Source organism: Enterobacter genomosp. O (assembly GCF_001022965.1).
Lineage (GTDB): Bacteria > Pseudomonadota > Gammaproteobacteria > Enterobacterales > Enterobacteriaceae > Enterobacter > Enterobacter cloacae_L.
The window spans coordinates 841,144-862,456 of sequence record NZ_LECZ01000026.1 but is presented as its reverse complement, the minus strand read 5'-3'; the positions used below and the strand labels follow the sequence as shown (position 1 = coordinate 862,456).

The 21,313-nt window shown below is 56.1% G+C and carries 18 protein-coding genes; 6 read left to right on the top strand and 12 right to left on the bottom strand.

Going from position 1 to position 21,313, the window contains the following annotated elements; all coding sequences use genetic code 11:
- Positions 1–21: 21 nt before the first annotated feature.
- Positions 22–2,781 (top strand): two-component sensor histidine kinase BarA, encoded by a 2,760-nt coding sequence (gene barA / locus ABR39_RS17860; RefSeq protein ID WP_047348009.1) that lies wholly within the window; start codon positions 22–24, stop codon positions 2,779–2,781.
- 531 nt (positions 2,782–3,312) lie between these two features.
- Here the strand turns inward: barA and ABR39_RS17855 are convergent.
- From ABR39_RS17855 to syd, 8 genes are all read right to left on the bottom strand, one after another.
- Positions 3,313–4,452: a glycerate kinase gene (locus ABR39_RS17855; protein ID WP_047348008.1), complete on the bottom strand. Its 1,140-nt coding sequence runs from the start codon at positions 4,450–4,452 to the stop codon at positions 3,313–3,315.
- A gap of 77 nt (positions 4,453–4,529) precedes the next feature.
- Positions 4,530–5,867: a glucarate dehydratase gene (gene gudD / locus ABR39_RS17850; RefSeq protein WP_047348007.1), complete on the bottom strand. Its 1,338-nt coding sequence runs from the start codon at positions 5,865–5,867 to the stop codon at positions 4,530–4,532.
- Between the two features lie 15 nt (positions 5,868–5,882).
- Positions 5,883–7,223 (bottom strand): enolase C-terminal domain-like protein, encoded by a 1,341-nt coding sequence (locus tag ABR39_RS17845; protein ID WP_047348193.1) that lies wholly within the window; start codon positions 7,221–7,223, stop codon positions 5,883–5,885.
- The gene (gene gudP / locus ABR39_RS17840) at positions 7,223–8,578 is read right to left on the bottom strand and encodes a galactarate/glucarate/glycerate transporter GudP (RefSeq protein WP_023333247.1); all 1,356 of its coding nucleotides are present in this window, start codon (positions 8,576–8,578) and stop codon (positions 7,223–7,225) included. The genes ABR39_RS17845 and gudP overlap by 1 nt, the downstream gene beginning before the upstream one ends.
- Positions 8,579–8,912: 334 nt before the next feature.
- Positions 8,913–9,362, bottom strand: coding sequence for a flavodoxin (locus ABR39_RS17835; protein WP_023294459.1), 450 nt, complete (start codon positions 9,360–9,362; stop codon positions 8,913–8,915).
- Positions 9,363–9,386: 24 nt separating this feature from the next.
- Positions 9,387–10,163: a tRNA pseudouridine(65) synthase TruC gene (gene truC / locus ABR39_RS17830; RefSeq protein WP_047348006.1), complete on the bottom strand. Its 777-nt coding sequence runs from the start codon at positions 10,161–10,163 to the stop codon at positions 9,387–9,389.
- A complete protein-coding gene (locus ABR39_RS17825; RefSeq protein ID WP_047348192.1) occupies positions 10,160–10,489 on the bottom strand; it encodes a YqcC family protein in 330 nt (109 codons plus the stop codon). Before ABR39_RS17825 ends, truC begins: the two co-directional genes overlap by 4 nt.
- Positions 10,490–11,119: 630 nt before the next feature.
- The gene (gene syd, locus ABR39_RS17820) at positions 11,120–11,665 is read right to left on the bottom strand and encodes a SecY-interacting protein (protein ID WP_047348005.1); all 546 of its coding nucleotides are present in this window, start codon (positions 11,663–11,665) and stop codon (positions 11,120–11,122) included.
- Positions 11,666–11,734: 69 nt separating this feature from the next.
- On the opposite strand from syd, the gene queF reads away from it, so the two are divergent.
- The 5 genes from queF (at position 11,735) to xni (ending at position 18,171) form a co-directional block, all read left to right on the top strand.
- Positions 11,735–12,577: an NADPH-dependent 7-cyano-7-deazaguanine reductase QueF gene (gene queF, locus ABR39_RS17815; protein ID WP_047348004.1), complete on the top strand. Its 843-nt coding sequence runs from the start codon at positions 11,735–11,737 to the stop codon at positions 12,575–12,577.
- 116 nt (positions 12,578–12,693) lie between these two features.
- Positions 12,694–14,058 (top strand): nucleotide 5'-monophosphate nucleosidase PpnN, encoded by a 1,365-nt coding sequence (ppnN, locus tag ABR39_RS17810; RefSeq protein WP_047348003.1) that lies wholly within the window; start codon positions 12,694–12,696, stop codon positions 14,056–14,058.
- Between the two features lie 516 nt (positions 14,059–14,574).
- Positions 14,575–15,870, top strand: coding sequence for an HAAAP family serine/threonine permease (locus tag ABR39_RS17805; protein ID WP_047348002.1), 1,296 nt, complete (start codon positions 14,575–14,577; stop codon positions 15,868–15,870).
- Positions 15,871–15,935: 65 nt separating this feature from the next.
- Entirely contained in the window at positions 15,936–17,303 is a 1,368-nt protein-coding gene (sdaB, locus tag ABR39_RS17800; RefSeq protein WP_047348001.1) for an L-serine ammonia-lyase II, read from the top strand.
- A 112-nt stretch (positions 17,304–17,415) separates the two neighbouring features.
- The gene (gene xni / locus ABR39_RS17795; RefSeq protein ID WP_047348000.1) at positions 17,416–18,171 is read left to right on the top strand and encodes a flap endonuclease Xni; all 756 of its coding nucleotides are present in this window, start codon (positions 17,416–17,418) and stop codon (positions 18,169–18,171) included.
- Between the two features lie 54 nt (positions 18,172–18,225).
- Here the strand turns inward: xni and rlmM are convergent, their stop codons facing one another.
- The 4 genes from rlmM to ABR39_RS17775 form a co-directional block, all read right to left on the bottom strand.
- Positions 18,226–19,326 carry a 23S rRNA (cytidine(2498)-2'-O)-methyltransferase RlmM gene (gene rlmM / locus ABR39_RS17790; RefSeq protein WP_047347999.1) on the bottom strand — a complete coding sequence of 367 codons (1,101 nt, stop codon included), beginning with the start codon at positions 19,324–19,326 and terminating at the stop codon, positions 18,226–18,228.
- Positions 19,319–19,714 (bottom strand): DUF423 domain-containing protein, encoded by a 396-nt coding sequence (locus tag ABR39_RS17785; RefSeq protein ID WP_008499646.1) that lies wholly within the window; start codon positions 19,712–19,714, stop codon positions 19,319–19,321. The genes rlmM and ABR39_RS17785 overlap by 8 nt, the downstream gene beginning before the upstream one ends.
- A gap of 39 nt (positions 19,715–19,753) precedes the next feature.
- Positions 19,754–20,671, bottom strand: a complete 918-nt coding sequence (gene gcvA, locus ABR39_RS17780; protein WP_047347998.1) for a glycine cleavage system transcriptional regulator GcvA — start codon at positions 20,669–20,671, stop codon at positions 19,754–19,756.
- A gap of 349 nt (positions 20,672–21,020) precedes the next feature.
- Positions 21,021–21,248 (bottom strand): YgdI/YgdR family lipoprotein, encoded by a 228-nt coding sequence (locus ABR39_RS17775; RefSeq protein WP_008499648.1) that lies wholly within the window; start codon positions 21,246–21,248, stop codon positions 21,021–21,023.
- Positions 21,249–21,313 lie beyond the last annotated feature (65 nt).

The window sequence follows — 21,313 nt, the reverse complement described above, 5'->3', positions numbered from 1 at the left end:
ATTGTCCCATAACGGAACGCCATGACCAACTACAGCCTGCGCGCGCGCATGATGATTTTGATCCTCGCCCCCACCGTTCTCATCGGTTTGCTGCTGAGTATCTTCTTTGTGGTGCACCGCTATAACGATTTGCAGCGACAGCTTGAAGATGCGGGAGCCAGCATTATCGAACCGCTTGCCGTCTCCAGCGAGTACGGTATGAACCTGCAAAACCGCGAATCCATTGGTCAATTAATCAGCGTACTCCACCGCCGTCACTCGGACATCGTCCGCGCCATCTCCGTGTACGATGAACATAACCGCCTGTTTGTGACCTCGAATTTTCATCTCGATCCGGCTGCCCTGAAGATCCCGGACGGTACGCCATTCCCACGCCACCTCACCGTGCTGCGGCGCGGCGATATCATGATTCTGCGCACGCCGATCGTTTCGGAAAGCTATTCACCCGATGAGTCCGCGCAATCTGACGCCAAATCCAGCGATAACATGCTGGGATATGTGGCGCTGGAGCTGGATCTCAAGTCGGTCCGACTGCAGCAATACAAAGAAATCTTTATCTCTGGCGTAATGATGCTGTTCTGCATTGGTATCGCGCTCATCTTCGGCTGGCGTCTGATGCGCGACGTGACGGGGCCTATCCGCAACATGGTCAACACGGTTGACCGCATCCGCCGGGGACAGCTCGACAGCCGCGTGGAAGGATTTATGCTGGGCGAGCTGGATATGCTGAAAAACGGCATCAACTCGATGGCGATGTCGCTGGCGGCGTACCACGAAGAGATGCAGCATAACGTCGACCAGGCCACGTCCGACCTGCGCGAAACGCTCGAGCAGATGGAGATTCAGAACGTTGAGCTGGATCTTGCGAAAAAGCGCGCTCAGGAAGCCGCGCGTATTAAATCTGAATTCCTTGCCAATATGTCGCACGAGCTGCGTACGCCGCTCAACGGCGTGATCGGCTTTACCCGCCTGACCCTGAAAAGCGAGCTGAACCCTACGCAGCGCGACCATCTGCACACCATTGAACGCTCGGCCAACAACCTGCTGGCAATCATTAACGACGTGCTGGACTTCTCCAAGCTGGAAGCGGGCAAGCTTATCCTGGAAAGCATTCCGTTCCCGCTGCGCAGCACGCTTGATGAAGTGGTGACGCTGCTCGCTCACTCGTCGCACGACAAAGGCCTTGAGCTGACGCTCAATATTAAAAACGACGTGCCGGATAACGTCATTGGCGATCCGCTGCGCCTGCAGCAGGTCATTACCAACCTTGTCGGGAACGCCATTAAATTCACCGAAAGCGGTAACATCGACATTCTGGTAGAGAAACGCTCCATCAGCAGCAATAAGGTCCAGATTGAAGTTCAAATCCGCGATACCGGTATCGGTATTCCGGAGCGGGATCAGTCGCGTCTGTTCCAGGCGTTCCGTCAGGCGGACGCCAGCATATCCCGCCGTCATGGCGGTACCGGCCTGGGGCTGGTGATCACGCAGCGGCTGGTGAACGAGATGGGCGGCGATATCTCTTTCCACAGCCAGCCAAACCGCGGTTCAACCTTCTGGTTCCACATTAATCTGGACCTCAATCCGAACGTGCTGACCGATGGCCCGGTGACGGACTGCCTGAAAGGCAAGCGTCTTGCTTACGTTGAACCGAACGCGGCGGCAGCGCAGTGCGCGCTCGATATCTTAAGCACCACGCCGCTGGAGGTGGTCTACAGCCCTACCTTCTCAGCCCTTGCCGTTGAGCATTACGACATTCTGCTGATGGGGATCCCGGTTACCTTCACCGGCGAACTGACCATGCAGCAGGAGCGGCTGGCGAAAGCCGCGTCGATGACCGACTATCTGCTGCTGGCGCTGCCTTGCCACGCCCAGCTCAATGCAGAAGAGTTGAAAAATGACGGGGCCGCCGCGTGTCTGCTTAAACCGCTCACCTCGACCCGCCTGCTGCCCGCGCTCACGGAGTACTGCCGTCTTAGCCAGCATGCCCTCCCGCTGATTAACGACGAGCAAAAATTACCGATGAGCGTAATGGCGGTGGATGATAATCCGGCAAACCTGAAGCTCATTGGCGCATTGCTTGAGGACCAGGTTCAGCACGTTGAGCTGTGCACCAGCGGCGCGCAGGCGGTTGAACAGGCTAAGCAGATGCAGTTCGATTTAATCCTGATGGATATTCAGATGCCGGGCATGGATGGCATTCGGGCCTGTGAGCTGATCCACCAGCTGCCGCACCAGCAGCAAACCCCGGTTATTGCGGTCACCGCGCATGCGATGGCCGGCCAGAAAGAGAAGCTGCTGAGCGCCGGGATGAATGACTATCTGGCGAAGCCAATCGATGAAGAGAAGCTTCATAACCTGCTGTTGCGCTATAAGCCGGGTCATATTGGCGGGACGTACACGGTGTCCAGTGAGCCGGTTGAAATCAGCGTCAATCAGAACGCGACCTTTGACTGGCAGCTCGCGCTGCGTCAGGCGGCAGGCAAACCCGATTTGGCCCGCGAAATGCTGCAAATGCTGGTCGCGTTTCTACCGGAAATTCGCAACAAGGTTGAGGAGCAGCTGGTGGGTGAAAACCCGGAAGAACTGCTGGAGGCGATCCACAAGCTGCACGGTAGCTGTGGGTACAGCGGCGTACCGCGGCTGAAAAACCTCTGCCAGCTGCTGGAGCAGCAGCTGCGTGCAGGTACCCCGGAATCGGAGCTTGAACCGGAGTTTCTGGAGCTGCTGGATGAGATGGATAACGTGACGCGGGAAGCGATGAGGGTGTTAGGGAACTGAGGTAAAAGCCCGGTGGCGCTACGCTTACTGGGCCTACAATTGCAGGTGCGGCCTGATGCCCTCACCCCGCCCCTCTCCCACAAGGCTGAGGGTTCTCCACAAAATAATGCCTGCACGGACGACCCCCTCTCCCTTGAGGGAGAGGGCTGGGGTGAGGGGGAACATACAGTTGTGGAGGTAATTCCGTTCACTTTATGTTCCTTGCTACTCTGTAACCGCATGGACTGTGAACGTGCCAGGGTGGCTCAATCGCCACCACTCTGGCGACCCGGGCTCCCGGCGGTAAATCGCCGCTTCGCGGTGCCCTCAGCTTATTCCTTCAGACTATCGGGTCGGGCATGAGCCTGCATCCCTGCAGGCCACGCCCTCTCGGCGCATCCCTGCGCCTCGCCCCGGCCCTACGGAAACGCTTCGGCGATTTACAGCCGGACCAGGACATCGCTGTAAACCATTCATTTTCCTGAAGCAACATTCACAGCTTCCGGTTAAAAAAATTACCGGGGATCCCTCAGCCCACAGGGAGAAGGAGAACTACATCCCCTGTCCGACTTTAAGCACCGCCGCGATATTCCTTGCGGTCATTCTGACGTTCTCGCTGGCATTTTCCAGCGCATCTTCCAGCGAGCAGATGGTGTAGATGACGCTAAACACCGCATCAATCCCGTGATCGTGTACCACGCCAACGTCCGCCGTCAGGCTACCCGCAATGCCGATGACGGGTTTGTTAAAGCGTTTTGCCACTTTCGCCACGCCCACCGGGACTTTACCGTGGATCGTCTGGCTGTCGATGCGACCTTCTCCCGTGATCACCAGATCCGCATCGGCCACCTGGTCGGCCAGGTGTAGCGCATCGGTCACGATCTCAATACCCTGGCGCAGCTGCGCGCCGCAAAAGGCGTACAGCGCTGCCCCCATGCCACCCGCCGCGCCGCCGCCAGCAAGGTTTAGCACATCGATATCCAGATCCCGCGCAATGACTCTCGCATACTGTGCGAGCGCGTTGTCCAGGGTAACGATCATCTCAGGCGTGGCCCCCTTTTGCGGGCCAAATACGGCTGACGCACCATCCTTTCCGATGAGCGGATTCGTCACATCACAGGCGACTTCTATCCGGCACTCCGCCAGACGTTTATCCAGCCCGCTCAGGTCGATACGGGCAAGTTTTCCCAGCTCGCTTCCGCCCTGTCCAAGGGGCTGCCCGCTGTCGTCCAGCAGCTTTGCCCCCAGCGCCTGCACCATCCCTGCGCCACCGTCATTGGTCGCACTGCCGCCAATGCCAATAATGATATGCTTAACGCCTGCGTCCAGCGCGTGACGAATAAGTTCGCCCGTGCCCCAGGAGGTCGTTTTCAGAGGATTACGCTGCGAAGGGACGACCAACTCCAGGCCGCTTGCAGCCGCCATTTCAATAAAAGCACTCTGCTCGTCACCGGATAAGCCATAAAACCCTTCCACGCGCTCACCCAGCGGGTCGGTCACCGGAACATGTACAATGCGTCCCTGCGTTGCCGCGATCATCGCCTCAACCGTCCCTTCGCCACCGTCCGCGACCGGCAGTTTGACGTAAACCGCCTCGGGAAAGATCTCGCGAAAACCACGCTCTATCGCTGTCGCAACCTCAAGCGCACTCAAACTTTCCTTATACGAGTCCGGTGCGATAACAATTTTCATAAGCCATCCTTACGCATAGTCGTTACGTTAAGCATACACCACGTAAAAGACCGCTTGTGGGAGCGGTCCCAATGCGTTTATCGTACCATGCACGGGCGTTTATTGTCGAATGTCCAGTCCGGGATCAGATACTGCATCGCCATCGCGTCGTCGCGTGCGCCCAGGCCGTGTTTTTGATACAGCTCGTGAGCCTTCATGACCTGGTCCATATCCAGCTCAACCCCCAATCCCGGCGTTGAAGGCACCTGCACCATGCCCCCCTTTATCTCAAACGGCGCTTTGGTCAGGCGCTGGTTACCTTCCTGCCAGATCCAGTGCGTGTCGATAGCGGTAATCTTGCCCGGCGCGGCGGCGGCAACGTGAGTGAACATCGCCAGCGACACGTCGAAGTGGTTGTTGGAGTGCGAGCCCCAGGTCAGGCCAAACTCGTGGCACATCTGCGCCACGCGCACCGACCCCTGCATCGTCCAGAAGTGCGGGTCAGCCAGCGGAATGTCGACAGACTGTAATGACAGGGTGTGTCCCATCTGACGCCAGTCGGTGGCAATCATATTCGTCGCGGTCGGCAGCCCCGTGGCGCGACGGAATTCCGCCATCACTTCCCGGCCAGAGAAGCCTTGCTCAGCCCCGCACGGATCCTCCGCGTAGGCCAGCACGCCTTTCAGCTGCTTGCCGATCGCGATCGCTTCATTAAGGGACCAGGCCCCGTTCGGATCGAGCGTTACGCGCGCCTGCGGGAAACGTTTTGCCAGCGCGGTGACGGCTTCCGCCTCTTCTTCCCCTGCCAGCACGCCGCCCTTCAGTTTGAAATCATTGAAGCCATATTTTTCGTACGCGGCCTCAGCCAGACGTACCACCGCATCCGGGGTCATCGCCTCGTCGTGGCGGAGCCGGTACCAGTCGTATTGATCGTCCGGCTGGCTTTGATACGGCAACGGCGTCAGCTTGCGGTCGCCGACAAAGAACAGATAGCCCAGCATTTCGACCTCGCTGCGCTGCTGCCCTTCGCCCAACAGCGACGCAACGTTAACGCCCAGATGCTGGCCCAGCAGATCCAGCATGGCGGATTCAATACCGGTCACCACGTGGATTGTGGTGCGCAGATCGAAGGTCTGCAGGCCACGGCCACCGGCATCGCGATCGGCAAAGGTATTGCGCACGGTATTGAGAACATTTTTGTACTCACCCAGCGTTTTGCCCACCACCAGCGGAATGGCATCTTCCAGCGTTTTGCGGATCTTCTCCCCGCCCGGAATTTCACCCACGCCGGTATGGCCGGCATTGTCTTTAATAATCACAATATTGCGGGTAAAGAATGGCGCATGCGCGCCGCTCAGGTTCATCAACATGCTGTCATGGCCCGCAACCGGAACGATCTGCATGGCGGTGACTACAGGGGTAGAAAAAGTACTCATCGTTCAATCCTTTTATCAGTGACGTCCAAAAACAGGGCGCTTACGGTCAAATGTCCAGCCGGGAATAAGGTACTGCATCGGGCCCGCGTCGTTACGCGCGCCGCCCGGCAATTTTTTATACGCCTCATGGGCCTTATGGATCTGATCCCAGTCAAGCTCCACGCCCAGGCCCGGTGCATCCGGTACGGCAATCTTGCCATTTTTGATTTCCAGCGGATTTTTCGTCAGGCGGGCTTCCCCCTCTTGCCAAATCCAGTGGGTGTCGATGGCGGTCGGGTTACCCGGCGCTGCCGCGCCAACGTGGGTAAACATCGCCAGCGAAATGTCGAAATGATTATTCGAGTGACAGCCCCAGGTCAGGCCCCACTCATCGCACAGCTGCGCTACACGCACCGCGCCCGAGAGCGTCCAGAAGTGTGGATCCGCCAGCGGAATGTCGACGGCGTTGAGCATCACCGCATGGCCCATTTCGCGCCAGTTAGTAGCGATCATATTGGTCGCCACCGGCAGCCCGGTGGCACGACGGAACTCGGCCATCACTTCGCGGCCCGAAAGGCCCTGCTCCGCGCCGCAGGGGTCTTCCGCATAGGTCAGGACATCCCCCAGCCCTTTGCACAGGCTAATCGCTTCATCCAGCAGCCATGCGCCGTTAGGGTCAACGGTGATGCGCGCATCCGGGAAGCGCTTCTTCAGCGCCCGGGCCGTTTCAATCTCCTGCTCGCCGGGCAGCACGCCGCCCTTCAGCTTGAAATCCTTAAAGCCGTAGCGATCCTGCGCGGCCTCGGCCAGCCGGACCACGGCCTCCCTGGAGAGCGCCTCCTGATGGCGCAGCTGATACCACTCGTGGCTGCCCGTGGTAGATTCCAGATAGGGCAGGTCGGTTTTAGTGCGATCGCCGATATAGAACAGGTACCCCAGCACCGTCACCGCATCGCGCTGTTTGCCAGGCCCCAGCAGCTCGCAGACCGGGACATTCAGCGCCTGGCCCAGTAAATCGAGCAGGGCCGCCTCCAGCGCGGCGACGGCGTTGACGCGCAGTTCGAACGTCCAGGCACCTTTACCGAACGTATCAAAATCTGCCGACTGATTGCCCTTATGTACCCGCTGAACCACCTTGTTCAGGCGGGCAATTTCCTGGCCCACCACCTGCGGAATGGCGTCGACCAGCGTCTGGTAAATCACCTCTCCGCCTGGCGCTTCGCCCACGCCGGTATGCCCTGCGCTGTCTGTCAGCACGACGATATTACGGGTGAACCAGGCGTTATGGGCACCGCCAATGTTGAGCAGCATGCTGTCCTGCCCGGCCACCGGAATGACCTTCATCTCCGTGACGGTTGGGCTCGATTGCGTTGTCATCATCCACGCTCCGCAACAGGTTTAAGTTCGACGCGTTTAATATCTCCCACCAGCACCAGGTAGCTCAGTACCGCCACCAGCGCATGCACACCTACGTAAATCAGCGCACCGTTGAAAGAGCCGGTCGTGCCGACGATGTAACCGATAGCAATTGGCGTCACAATGCCGGAGATGTTGCCGAACATGTTGAACAGGCCGCCGCTCAGGCCGCTGATCTCCTTCGGCGCCGTATCCGCCATCACCGCCCAGCCCAGCGCGCCAATGCCTTTACCGAAGAAGGCCATCGCCATAAAGCCGATAATCATCCACTCCGCGCTGACGTAGTTACAGAACACCATGGTCATGGAGAGCAGCATGCCGAGCACAATCGGCGTTTTACGCGCGATGTTCAGTGACCCCGTACGGCGCATCAGCCAGTCGGAAATCACCCCGCCGAGCACGCCACCGACGAAGCCGCAGATTGCCGGAACTGAGGCAACAAATCCCGCTTTCAGAATCGACATGCCGCGAGCCTGCACGAGGTACACCGGGAACCAGGTGATGAAAAAGTAGGTTAAGGCGTTAATACAGTATTGGCCCAGATAGATGCCGATCATCATGCGCGAACCGACGAGCTGTTTGATCTGCGCCCATTTCTGGCTGAACGGGACTTTTGCTTTTGCGGATTTCTGATCCATGTTGATCAGCGCTCCGCCTTCCGCGATGTACTCCAGCTCTTTTTTGTTCACGCCAGGATGCTGGTTGGGTTCGTGGATCACTTTCAGCCAGACGAAGCTGATGACGATCCCAAGCCCGCCCATGAAGAAGAAGACGTGCGACCAACCCACCTCATGCGTCAGCCAGCCCATGATTGGCGCGAAAATCACCGTTGCGAAGTACTGTGCGGAGTTGAAAATCGCTACCGCCGTTCCCCTCTCCTGCGCCGGGAACCATGCCGCCACAATGCGGCTGTTGCCCGGGAAGGAAGGTGCTTCCGCTAAACCCACCAGGAAGCGCAGCGTGAAGAGCGCCACGATAATGCCGAAGCCGCTGAAGATATCGACGAAGCCCTGCAACAGGGTAAACATCGACCAGATAAAGATGGACCAGAAATAGACGCGCTTAGAGCCAAAGCGGTCCAGCAGCCAGCCGCCAGGAATTTGGCCGATGACGTAGGCCCATGAGAATGCGGAGAAAACGTAACCCATGCCCACGGGATCAAGGCCGATATCTTTTGCCATTTCCGAGCCCGCAATCGACAGCGTGGCGCGGTCACCATAGTTAAAGGACGTGACGATAAACAGCATCACCACTATCCAGTAGCGGGCATTGGTGCGCTTTTCAGCGCCGCTCGCTGCGTGGCTTAATGTACTCATTGTTGCACTCCTGAAACATAGCTTTCGCCAGGTTCACTCTGTACAGCACCGTAGGGTAATCAGAATGAGATTTGTGTTTGTCGTTTTGGTACGGCTGAAGCCGTTTTATAGTGACCGGGAAAGTATATGAAGGAGTGCCTCTTCACCTCACCGTGCAGAAACACAGTATTTAAGGGTGTATGAGAGGTTGTTTATGGCATAAGCCCAGGATAGTGGAAGGTGGTTCACGGAATTGGCGTTTGGTGCGGGGTGTATTGCCGGGTGGCGGTTCCGCCTGACCCGGCCTCTGGAAAACCCGTAGGCCCGGGTAAGCGAAGCGCCGCCGGGCAGAGCGTTATTTGAGAAGTGAGGCCCAGTTCTCCACCCACGGGTTCGATTCGCTTTCGGGTTCAGGGTGTTCACCCGCGTCAATCAGCAGCATCTCGCCGACGCGCTGGGCGCTCTGCTCCTGCAGAAGCGCATCGAACTGCTTTCCGCCGCCGCAGAAGTTGGCGTAAGAGCTGTCGCCGAGGGCAATGATGCCGTAGTGCACGTCCGGCTGATAGCCAAGCTGGTCCTTAATGCCCTGGAACAGGGGCACGATGCTGTCCGGTAGATCGCCCTGCCCGGTGGTGGAGGTCACCACCAGAATGTATTTATCTTTATACTTTTCCCAGTCTGCCAGTTCTGGATCTTCATAGACCGTGGCTTTATGACCCTGGCTGGCGAGTATTGCCTCAGCCTCTTCCGCTACCAGCAGCGAGTTGCCGTACATTGTGCCGACAAAAATGCCTACTTCAGCCATGTAATTTTCCCATAATGAATGCGCTTACCGTTCATCCTGAACGTTGCCCGGTATAAACTCAACCCTTTCATTTTTGGGGAGTTGCCCCATCCAGCCAAACTGTGACAGCGCCTGCATCCAGACGTCGTCCAGCCCCGCGCGGATAGTCAGCGGTTCGCCGGTAAACGGGTGCGTCAGGCTGAGCTCGCTCGCGTGTAACATCAGACGGCCGCAGCCGAAATGCTCGGCAGCACTGCGGTTCTGACGCAAATCCCCATGTTTGCTGTCGCCAATAATTGGGTGACGCAGATGCGCAAGATGGCGTCGCAGCTGGTGCTTACGCCCGGTTTTGGGCAAAAGCTCAACCAGGCTGTAGCGTGTGGTCGGAAATTTGCTGGTGGCCACCGGCATTTCGGTCGTCGCCATGCCGCGATAATCCGTCACTGCGGGCTGCGGACCTTTGCCATCGCGGGCAAATTTATCGGCGATTTTGTCCAGCTCCTCCACCAGCGGGTAGTCCAGCGTGGCGGAGTCTGTCAGCCAGCCGCGGACGATTGCGTGGTAGCGTTTCTGGATCTGGTGCTGTTCGAACTGCTGCGACAGCAAACGGCCAGCTTCGCTGGACAGCCCCATCAGCAGCACGCCGGAGGTCGGCCTGTCGAGACGATGGGCGGTAAAAACATGCTGACCAATCTGGTCGCGCACCGTTTGCATCACCACCACTTTCTCGTCGCGATCCAGCCAGCTTCGGTGCACCAGCCAGCCTGACGGTTTGTTCACCGCCACCAGCCACTCGTCCTGATAGAGGATCTCAAGCGTCATGCATCTTCACCGGCAAACAGGGCATCCAGTTTTTCCAGTTCGGCCAGCATCACGTCGCGCGCGGGGTGCGTCGCCTCCAGCGCCATTTCATAATAGGGAGAGACAGCAAACGCCTGCGGCAGCGGATGACCGCCCTCAAGCAGGGCGTGCATGCGCGGAATTAACACCCACTGCAGCCACTCGAACGGGGCCAGCGTATCCAGGCAGAAGGGCTGGGTGCTCGCGAACGCTTCTGGCTGCGGCGCGGTCTCCTGCCACAGCTGATGTTGGCGCAAAAGGGCTTCGATGGCGTGCAACTGAGCACGAACGCTATCGTGTTGCGTCATGGTAACCTCAACTGAAAAAGTGAACGGCGCGCAGCATAGCATTGCGGAAGGCAGAAATAAAAAAAGGGAGCACTGTAAAAACAGTGCTCCCGGTTCGTTTCGCAGCATTCCAGCTACAATTCGTGCTCCCTGCTCATCCGTGACAACTTTTCCTGAAGCCCGAAGGCCTGGTTATCCGTAAACCTGTGCATCCTGCACACATCTTCCTGACGTGTTTGTTTCATCCTGAAACGTCCTGGTCTTCCTGACCCACCGACCATCCTGACCGGTTCTCGTTCTCCTTCCTGGAGGTGTCCCTTACGCATCCTGCGTTATCCGCTTGCTTCATCCTGAAGCCTTCCTGCAGCGCCATCCTGACGAGTCCTGAGTAAGAAACGCCATCATCCTGATGTTCGTTTCTCGTGTCGGCTTCCTGTCGACGGAGATAGAATCCGCTATTCCGCTTCGTCTTACAACCCACCCTGTCAGGGTTGTAAGCCGTCAGAAATTCCTAAAAGTGCGGTTAATAACTAGTAATCCATTGAAAAACAGTGTGATATTAATCTTAATTAAATGAGGCGATACTGAATGTTCCAGCGATCTCTCACAAACCTTGTAAGAGATCTCTCACACGCGCTGTAGCATCATGGATTACAGAAGTGGCTCAAGTCGGGTAAGGAAATCCGCAAGTGAGGGGGCGAGGGTCTCGCGATTGCGGGTGCCGATAGTCTCTTTAATGACTTCGCCGGACAGGTTACAGACGGAGATAACGTCCAGTTCGCTGTCGAGTGTGGCGATAAAGAGCGTCGGAGAAAGCTTAAGGCGTTTTTGCGTGACCAGATGACCAATCAGGTTTTCCTGAACACGCTGCAGATCGTCTTCGCTCCAGGTCTGCAACAGCGTCAGCGTGATATCAGCAAATCGCGCGGGCATGTCCCCTGCAAACTGCGTGGCATAAAACGCATGAACCGCTGGTTGTACCACAAGGTCCATCGCCCGTTCAACCGCATTTACATTTTGCGCACAGGCATTGGGCTTTGGTTGCCAGATAACGTAATCGTCAGATGAAGAGATAATGCACGGCGAGGGTACGCCATATAAATCAGCGCTTTGCGGCCACGTGCCCTGCTTTTCATGCCATGCGTCGCAATAGCGGGTTGTGAAGGTAGTAAGGGCATTTGCCGTTTCGATGTCCACCGATTTCTCTCTTCTTGTCAGACAGGATAAACTCAGGGCATAAGTGTACCTGTAAAGTGGCTATGAAACATGTCTTACGAAAATCATCAGGCGTTAACCGGCTTAACGCTGGGTAAATCGACCGACTACCGCGATACCTACGATGCAAGCCTGCTGCAGGGCGTGCCGCGTAGCCTGAATCGCGATCCTCTGGGCCTGCATGCGGACTCGCTGCCCTTTGTCGGCGGTGATATCTGGACGCTGTACGAACTCTCGTGGCTCAACGCGCGCGGGCTGCCGCAGGTGGCGGTGGGCCACGTTGAGCTGGATTACGCCAGCCAGAATCTGGTGGAATCCAAAAGCTTCAAACTCTATCTCAACAGCTTTAACCAGACTAAGTTCAACAGCTGGGACGACGTTCAGCACACGCTGGAGCGCGACTTAAGCGCCTGCGCACAGGGCAAGGTGAGCGTTTCACTGTATCGCCTGCACGAGCTGGAGGGCCAGCCGATTGCCCACTTCAACGGAACCTGCATCGACGATCAGGATATTGAGGTGGAGAATTATGAATTCAGCGCCGATTACCTCGAAAACGCGGCAAGCGGAAAGGTGGTCGAAGAGACGCTGGTCAGCCATCTGCTGAAGTCCAACTGCCTGATTACCCACCAGCCAGACTGGGGTTCAGTGCAGATCCAGTACCGCGGCCCGAAAATCGACCGGGAAAAGCTGCTGCGCTATCTGGTGTCGTTCCGCCACCACAACGAATTCCACGAACAGTGCGTGGAGCGCATCTTTAGCGATATTCAGCGTTTCTGCCAGCCAGAAAAACTGAGCGTTTACGCGCGCTATACCCGCCGCGGCGGTCTGGATATCAACCCGTGGCGGACCAATACCGACTTTGTCCCTGCGACGGGTCGGCTGGTACGCCAGTAATATAAATATTTTCACAATATGCGCGGTATCTTCCGCGCTTTAGGTTGTGAAACGTCACGCGGCAGGGCTATTGTAATCAACAGGGAAAGACGATAATCGTCCCGTAAGGAGCTCACTTGATTACACATATTAGCCCGCTTGGCTCAATGGATATGTTGTCGCAGCTGGAAGTGGACATGCTTAAACGCACGGCCAGCAGCGATCTTTATCAACTGTTTCGTAACTGTTCACTTGCCGTACTGAACTCCGGAAGCCTGACAGATAACAGTAAAGAACTGCTGTCCCGCTTCGAAAGCTTTGATATCAACGTGCTGCGCCGCGAGCGTGGCGTGAAGCTTGAAGTCATCAACCCGCCGGAAGACGCTTTCGTCGATGGACGCATCATTCGTTCACTTCAGGCTAACCTGTTTGCCGTGCTGCGTGACATCCTGTTTGTTAACGGGCAGATCCACAACGCAGGACGTTTCCAGCATCTCGACCTGGAAAGCTCGGTCCATATTACCAACCTGGTGTTCTCTATTTTGCGCAACGCCCGCGCCCTGCACGTCGGCGAAGCGCCGAACATGGTCGTTTGCTGGGGCGGTCACTCCATTAACGAAACCGAGTATCTCTATGCCCGTCGGGTGGGGACGCAGCTCGGCCTGCGCGAGCTGAATATCTGTACCGGCTGTGGCCCGGGTGCGATGGAAGCCCCCATGAAAGGTGCGGCGGTCGGGCACGCGCAGCAGCGTTATAAAGAGGGGCGGTTTATCGGCATGACCGAGCCGTCTATCATCGCCGCTGAGCCACCTAACCCCCTGGTAAACGAGCTGATCATCATGCCGGATATCGAGAAACGTCTTGAGGCGTTTGTCCGTATCGCACACGGCATTATCATCTTCCCGGGCGGCGTAGGGACAGCGGAAGAGCTGCTCTATCTGCTGGGGATTCTGATGAACCCGGCCAACAAAGATCAGGTTCTGCCGTTGATCCTGACCGGGCCAAAAGAGAGCGCAGACTACTTCCGCGTGCTTGACGAGTTTATCGTGCACACGCTGGGCGAAGCCGCGCGTCGTCACTATCGCATCATCATTGATGATGCCGCGGAAGTGGCGCGTCAGATGAAAAAAGCGATGCCGCTGGTGAAAGAGAACCGCCGTGATACTGGCGATGCCTACAGCTTTAACTGGTCCATCCGTATTGCGCCGGACCTGCAGATCCCGTTTGAGCCATCGCACGAGAATATGGCGAACCTGAAACTCTACCCGGACCAGCCGGTGGAAGTCCTGGCGGCCGATCTGCGTCGCGCCTTCTCCGGGATTGTGGCGGGCAACGTCAAAGAAGTCGGCATCCGCGCAATTGAGCAGTACGGTCCGTACAAGATCCACGGCGACCCGGAGATGATGCGCCGTATGGATGACATGCTGCAGGGCTTCGTCGCTCAGCACCGCATGAAGCTCCCAGGCTCAGCCTATATTCCTTGCTACGAAATCTGCACATAACGCTCAGCAGCGTCTCACCAAAGCCGGGCCGCCCTGTCGTGCGTCCCGGCTTTTTTTATTACTGAAGCAATTCATAGCCATCACTTATGTCTTTTACAATTTTTTCACAAACGCAAACGATTACCTGGTTTTAACAACCGTAAATTATCAGCCTTAATCCAAATTACCTGCCAGAAAATACTAAAAACCCATTTCTTTACAGCCAAAGACACCTATATCGCGGGCCTGTCTTTCAGCCCACATGTCGTTAGTGGTAGCCTTCGCGCCCGTAAATTCTCTTTGATGTTTTTTTAACAGATAAATGGTCTAAAGATGCCCACATCATAAGTGGATTATTGCATTTGGGATCAGGATCACTGATAGATTCATAACTAGAATGTATCTTTCCGCCCGCCAATAGTTACGGGTGAAAATTATTAAAAAACCGTCACTGAACGAATTTCATATTACCGTCAGGCACTTTTTCATCGGATTTGACTAAAAAGCCTGACAATTCGCTTCCTCCAGGAGATACAGATGGAAACCACTCAAACCAGCACCGTTGCTTCGATTGAATCCCGAAGTGGTTGGCGCAAAACGGATACCATGTGGATGCTTGGCCTTTACGGCACAGCAATCGGCGCTGGTGTACTGTTCCTTCCTATCAACGCAGGCGTCGGCGGTCTGATCCCGCTGATCATCATGGCTATCATTGCTTTCCCGATGACCTTCTTCGCACACCGCGGTCTGACCCGCTTCGTGCTGTCCGGTAAAAATCCGGGCGAAGACATCACCGAAGTCGTTGAAGAACATTTCGGCGTTGGCGCAGGTAAACTGATTACCCTGCTCTACTTCTTCGCGATTTACCCAATCCTGCTGGTTTACAGCGTGGCGATCACCAACACCGTAGAAAGCTTCATGGCGCACCAGCTGCACATGACGCCGCCTCCGCGTGCCATTCTGTCTCTGATCCTGATTGTGGGCATGATGACCATCGTGCGCTTCGGTGAGCAGATGATCGTGAAAGCGATGAGCGTGCTGGTGTTCCCGTTCGTGATTGCACTGATGGTGCTGGCCTGCTACCTGATCCCACAGTGGAACGGTGCAGCGCTGGAAACCCTGTCCCTGAGCAGCGCATCTGCAACCGGTAACGGCTTGCTGATGACCCTCTGGCTGGCGATTCCGGTAATGGTCTTCTCCTTCAACCACTCCCCAATCATCTCTTCCTTCGCCGTTGCGAAACGTGAAGAGTACGGTAATGGCGCAGAGAAGAAGTGCTCCAGCATCCTGGCACGCGCTCACATCATGATGGTACTGACCGTTATGTTCTTCGTCTTCAGCTGCGTACTGAGCCTCTCTCCGGCGGATCTGGCGGCAGCGAAAGAGCAGAACATCTCTATTCTGTCTTACCTGGCGAACCACTTTAACGCACCGGTTATTGCGTGGATGGCACCTATTATCGCGATTATCGCTATCACCAAATCCTTCCTCGGCCACTATCTGGGCGCGCGTGAAGGCTTCAACGGTATGGTGATTAAATCTCTGCGCGGTAAAGGCAAGAGCATTGAAATCAACAAGCTGAACAAAATCACTGCGCTGTTCATGCTGCTTACCACCTGGGCGGTAGCAACGCTGAACCCAAGCATCCTGGGCATGATCGAAACCCTGGGCGGCCCGATCATCGCGATGATTCTGTTCCTGATGCCGATGTACGCGATTCAGAAAGTCCCTGCTATGCGTAAGTACAGCGGTCATGTAAGCAACGTCTTTGTGGTTATCATGGGGCTTATCGCAATCTCTGCGATCTTCTACTCCCTGTACACCATGTTCTGATTATCACCCGCGCCGTCTCCGGACGGCGCACTCCTTCCTCTCTGACTGAAAGCAATGGACGCATCATGATTAGCGTATTCGATATCTTCAAAATCGGTATTGGTCCTTCCAGCTCTCACACCGTCGGACCAATGAAAGCCGGTAAGCAGTTCACGGATGACTTGATTGCACGCGGCATCCTGCACGACATCACCCGCGTGGTTGTCGATGTGTACGGCTCGCTTTCCCTGACCGGGAAAGGCCACCATACCGATATCGCCATTATCATGGGCCTGGCGGGAAACCTGCCGGATACCGTTGATATTGATGCGATCCCTGGCTTCATCCAGGACGTCAACACCCACGGTCGCCTGCTGCTGGCAAACGGCGAACACGAAGTGGAATTCCCGGTTGACCACTGCATGAATTTCCATGCGGACAACCTGTCGCTGCACGAAAACGGTATGCGTATCACTGCGCTGGCCGGCGACAAAGCGGTATACAGCCAGACTTACTACTCTATCGGCGGCGGTTTTATCGTCGACGAAGACCACTTTGGTCAAACCGATAACTCATCTGTCGAGGTGCCGTATCCGTACAAAACGGCGGCAGACCTCCAGCGTCACTGCCAGGAGACGGGCCTGTCCCTCTCCGGCCTGATGATGAAAAACGAGCTGGCCCTGCACAGTAAAGAAGAGCTGGAACAGCACTTCACCAGCGTCTGGGAAGTGATGCGCGGCGGCATTGAGCGCGGCATCACCACCGAAGGCGTTCTGCCGGGCAAGCTTCGCGTGCCGCGTCGTGCGGCTGCACTGCGCCGTATGCTGGTCAGCACCGACAAAACGACCACGGACCCGATGGCCGTTGTGGACTGGATCAACATGTTCGCCCTGGCGGTGAACGAAGAGAACGCCGCAGGCGGCCGCGTTGTGACAGCACCGACCAACGGTGCCTGCGGCATTGTTCCGGCAGTGCTGGCGTACTACGACAAGTTTATTCGTGAAGTGAACGCGAACTCTCTGGCGCGCTACCTGCTGGTCGCCAGCGCGATTGGTTCCCTGTACAAGATGAACGCGTCCATTTCCGGTGCGGAAGTGGGCTGTCAGGGTGAAGTCGGCGTGGCCTGCTCCATGGCGGCGGCGGGCCTGGCAGAGCTCCTGGGCGCAAGTCCGGCGCAGGTGTGCATCGCGGCCGAAATTGGCATGGAGCACAACCTGGGGCTGACCTGTGACCCGGTAGCCGGACAAGTACAGGTACCGTGCATCGAGCGTAATGCGATTGCCTCCGTGAAGGCGGTGAACGCGGCGCGTATGGCGCTGCGCCGCACCAGCGAGCCGCGCGTCTGTCTCGATAAGGTTATCGAAACCATGTATGAAACCGGTAAAGATATGAACGCCAAATACCGCGAAACCTCTCGCGGCGGCCTGGCGATGAAGATCGTTACCTGCGATTAAGCCTCTCAGGAAGCCTCGTTTTGCGAGGCTTCTTCCTGTTTTCCCTCACGCTATTCGTTTCCTCCTGCCGACAGTGATACCCTTTACCCATTAGATTTAAGGGAGATTATCTGTGGCTGTTCATTTGCTTATCGTCGACGCGCTCAACCTGATTCGCCGGATCCATGCGGTACAGGGCACGCCCTGTACGGACACCTGCCTGCACGCGCTGGAGCAACTTATCCGCCACAGCGAACCGACGCATGCCGTGGCCGTGTTTGATGACGAAGCGCGTAACAGCGGCTGGCGGCATCAGCGCCTCCCGGACTATAAGGCAGGACGTGCACCAATGCCGGACGACCTGCATGCCGAAATGCCCGTTATCCGCGCCGCCTTTGAACAACGCGGTGTCCCCTGCTGGGGCGCGCACGGCAATGAGGCTGATGACCTGGCGGCTACGCTTGCGGTAAAGATTGCCAGCGCCGGGCATCAGGCGACAATCGTCTCAACCGATAAAGGCTACTGTCAGCTCCTCTCTCCCACGATCCGTATCCGCGATTACTTCCAGAAACGCTGGCTTGACGCCCCCTTCATCGCCGGTGAGTTTGGCGTCTCGCCTGAGCAGCTGCCCGACTACTGGGGGCTGGCGGGGATAAGTAGTTCGAAGGTACCGGGGGTGGCGGGCATAGGGCCGAAGAGCGCCGCCCAGCTACTGACGGATTTTCAGAGCCTGGAGGGGATATACGCCAGGCTGGATGAGGTACCGGAAAAATGGCGCAAAAAGCTGGAAGCGCATAAAGAGATGGCGTTTATCTGCCGGGATGTGGCGACGCTACAGACGGATTTGCAGCTGGACGGGAATTTACAGCAGTTGAGATTAGAGCGTTAACGCTTTTCTGTAGGCCCGGTAAGCGCAGCGCCACCGGGCAAAACAAAGCACGCACTATCGCTCGTCGCGACGCCCACCCACGGCCGCCCACCAGCGACGAACATGCACCGTCACCTCTTCACGATCGTGATACAGCTGACGCGCCTGAATGACCACGTTAATACCGTGTTCGTCCATCTGCTCCTGAATATAGGCCAGGTTCTGCGACACTTCTTCGTAGCGCTTTTTCATCGGCAGCTTGAGGTTGAAAATCGTCTCGCGACACCAGCCGTTCACCAGCCAGGAGGCCATCAGCGCGGCCACTTTTGCCGGTTTCTCAACCATATCGCAGACCATCCACGAGATGTTGTTACGGTTCGGGCGATAGCGGAAGCCATCTTCACGCAGCCAGGTAACCTGCCCGGTGTCCATCAGGCTTTGCGCCATAGGGCCGTTATCGACAGAGGAGACCCACATATTGCGTTTCACCAGCTGATAGGTCCAGCCCCCCGGGCACGCGCCGAGATCGACGGCGTACATGCCGTTTGCCAGACGCTCATCCCACTCATCCGCCGGGATAAAGACGTGGAACGCCTCTTCCAGCTTCAGGGTGGATCGGCTTGGCGCATCGGCCGGGAAGCGCAGGCGCGGGATGCCCATAAAGAATGGAGAGTTGTTGGTGGTATACGAGTAGCCTGTATAGCAGCAGCCCGGCGCAATAAAGAAGATATGCACCACCGGACGCTTCGGCGTTTCGTAGTTCGTCAGCACGCCCGCATCGCGCAGCGCCGCGCGCAGCGGCACGGTAAACTTGCGACAGAACTTCATCAGCTCTTTGCTTTCGTTGGTATCCGCGACTTCAACGCGCAGATCGCCGCCCTTCTCCACCACGCCCTGCAGCATGCCGACGATTGGCGTGATGCGATCTTCCGGCGGAAGATCCTTCAGCAGCTCGCCCGCAACAAACATCTGGCGGGCGAAGATCAATGAGCTGAACGGCAGTTCGCGCGCCAGCTTATCTGCATCTTCAGGTTGATAGCATTCGAATACCACATAGCCCGCGTTCTCTTTCACGCGGGCAAAGCCGAAGACTTCGCGCTTCGCCGCTTTATCGGTAATTTCCGCGGCGCACTCTTTCTCAAACCCCGGGCGACAATATAAAACAACCTTATTCATGAACAACGCCCTTGCGTTTCAGACGGATAGCTCCGATAAACATTAATACCCAACCCGCCAGGAAGCTGACGCCGCCGACAGGTGTAACAAACGCCCACAGGCGTAAATGCGAAAGTGCCAGACAGTAAAGGCTGCCGCTGAAAAGCACCGTGCCCAGCGCCAGAAAGACGCTGCTCCAGTAAAACCAGATGCTGATACGGCGCTGCATCGCCACCGCCAGCCCAAAAATAGCCAACGTATGGAACGCCTGATATTCAAGGCCGGTCTGGATCCAGCCCATCTCAACTGCGCCCAAAGACTTGCTTAAAACATGTGCGCCAAAAGCGCCCAGTGCAACAAAAATAAAGCCACTCACCGCGGCAAAAATCAGCATGAATCGGCTGGTCATGTTTAAGTCCTGAATTGATGCGTGCCCGGCACACAAACGTTATTGTTCATACCTGAAGCGGAATTTTTCTTGCTCGCTTGCCGCCTTCGCCAGTATCCACTGCCGGAAAGCGGCTATTTTACCCAGTTCTGCCTGACTGTCATGACAAACCAGATAAAACGCATTCTTGCTGACCAGTACATCATTAAAAGGGCAAACCAGACGGCCTGCCTCAATTTCGGACTGCGCCATCACGTTGTTCGCCAACGCCACGCCCTGCCCGTGAATGGCAGCCTGTAACACCATCGCACTGTGGCTAAAAATGGGTCCCTGCTGCACGTTTATATGAGTAAGACCTAATTGACGGGTATAAGTTTGCCAGTCGCGGCGAGAAGCATCATGCAAAAGCGTATGCTTAGCCAGGTCAGCGGGTGATTTCAGCGCCTTATCGCCCGTTAGCAGCAGCGGAGAACAGACCGGCAGGAGATATTCTGCGTATAATTTCTCGACGCGCAAGCCCGGCCAGTTACCGCGACCATAAAAAATAGCGACGTCCACATCATCGGCCAGCTTGTCTTCCTGACGATCCACCGCCTGGATTCGAACGTCGATCCCCGGATAAGCTGAGTTAAAGCTTGAGAGTCTCGGCACCAGCCATTGAATGGCAAAACTGGGCAATAAACTGACAGTCAGGGCACCTTTTGCACTGCGGGCCTGAAGCTTGCGCGTGGCTTCAGTTAGCTGGGAAAAAATCTCTTTAATATCCTGAAAATAGCTCTGCCCCTCTTCGGTCAACAGCAACGAACGGTTGCGTCGGCGAAACAGCTTAAGGCCCAGAAAATCCTCCAGAGACTTGATTTGGTGACTTACTGCGGCCTGTGTCACAAAAAGCTCATCTGCTGCGCGGGTAAAGCTCAGGTGACGTGCTGCTGCATCAAAAACACGTAATGCATTGAGGGGTGGCAATCGCTTTGACATGGTTATCTGGCTTAGATGTTAACGGATTTTAACAAACAGGAAACAACGTTTAACCTATTAGTTTTTTTTATCTGAGCCATTATAATTTGTCCGTTGAGGAACTACCAGCAAATACCTATAGTGGCGGCACTTCCTGAGCCGGAACGAAGAGCTTTTTTCGGAATGCGTGTTCTGAAGGGCTTTTGGCTTACGGTTGTGATGTTGTGTTGTTGTGTTTGCAATTGGTCTGCGATTCAGACCACGGTAGCAACGCTACCAATTTTTCACTTCCTGTACATTTACCCTGTCTGTCCATAGTGATTAATGTAGCACCGCCAATTTGCGGTGCTTTTTTTTGCTTATCGATCTGTTAATGCTCGATCTCTTTCATCTCTTTCACGTCCGTGCGGTTGATCTGCTGCTTGTTCCCGTTAGCATCTTTGTATGAAATCATCCCGGTATCGTTATCGGTTGTCGGTTTCCCTTCCGAAACGATGGAACGACCATCGTTGGTGTGCATGACGTAGTTGTTACCAGAACAGGCGCTCAGGGCAAAAGTAAACGCACAGGCAGAAATGATTGCAGCTGTCTTATTCATGATTATTCTCCTTTAGCAATTAATGCTATTCAAACCTCGATTTATAACAGGCTAAAACATCCGCC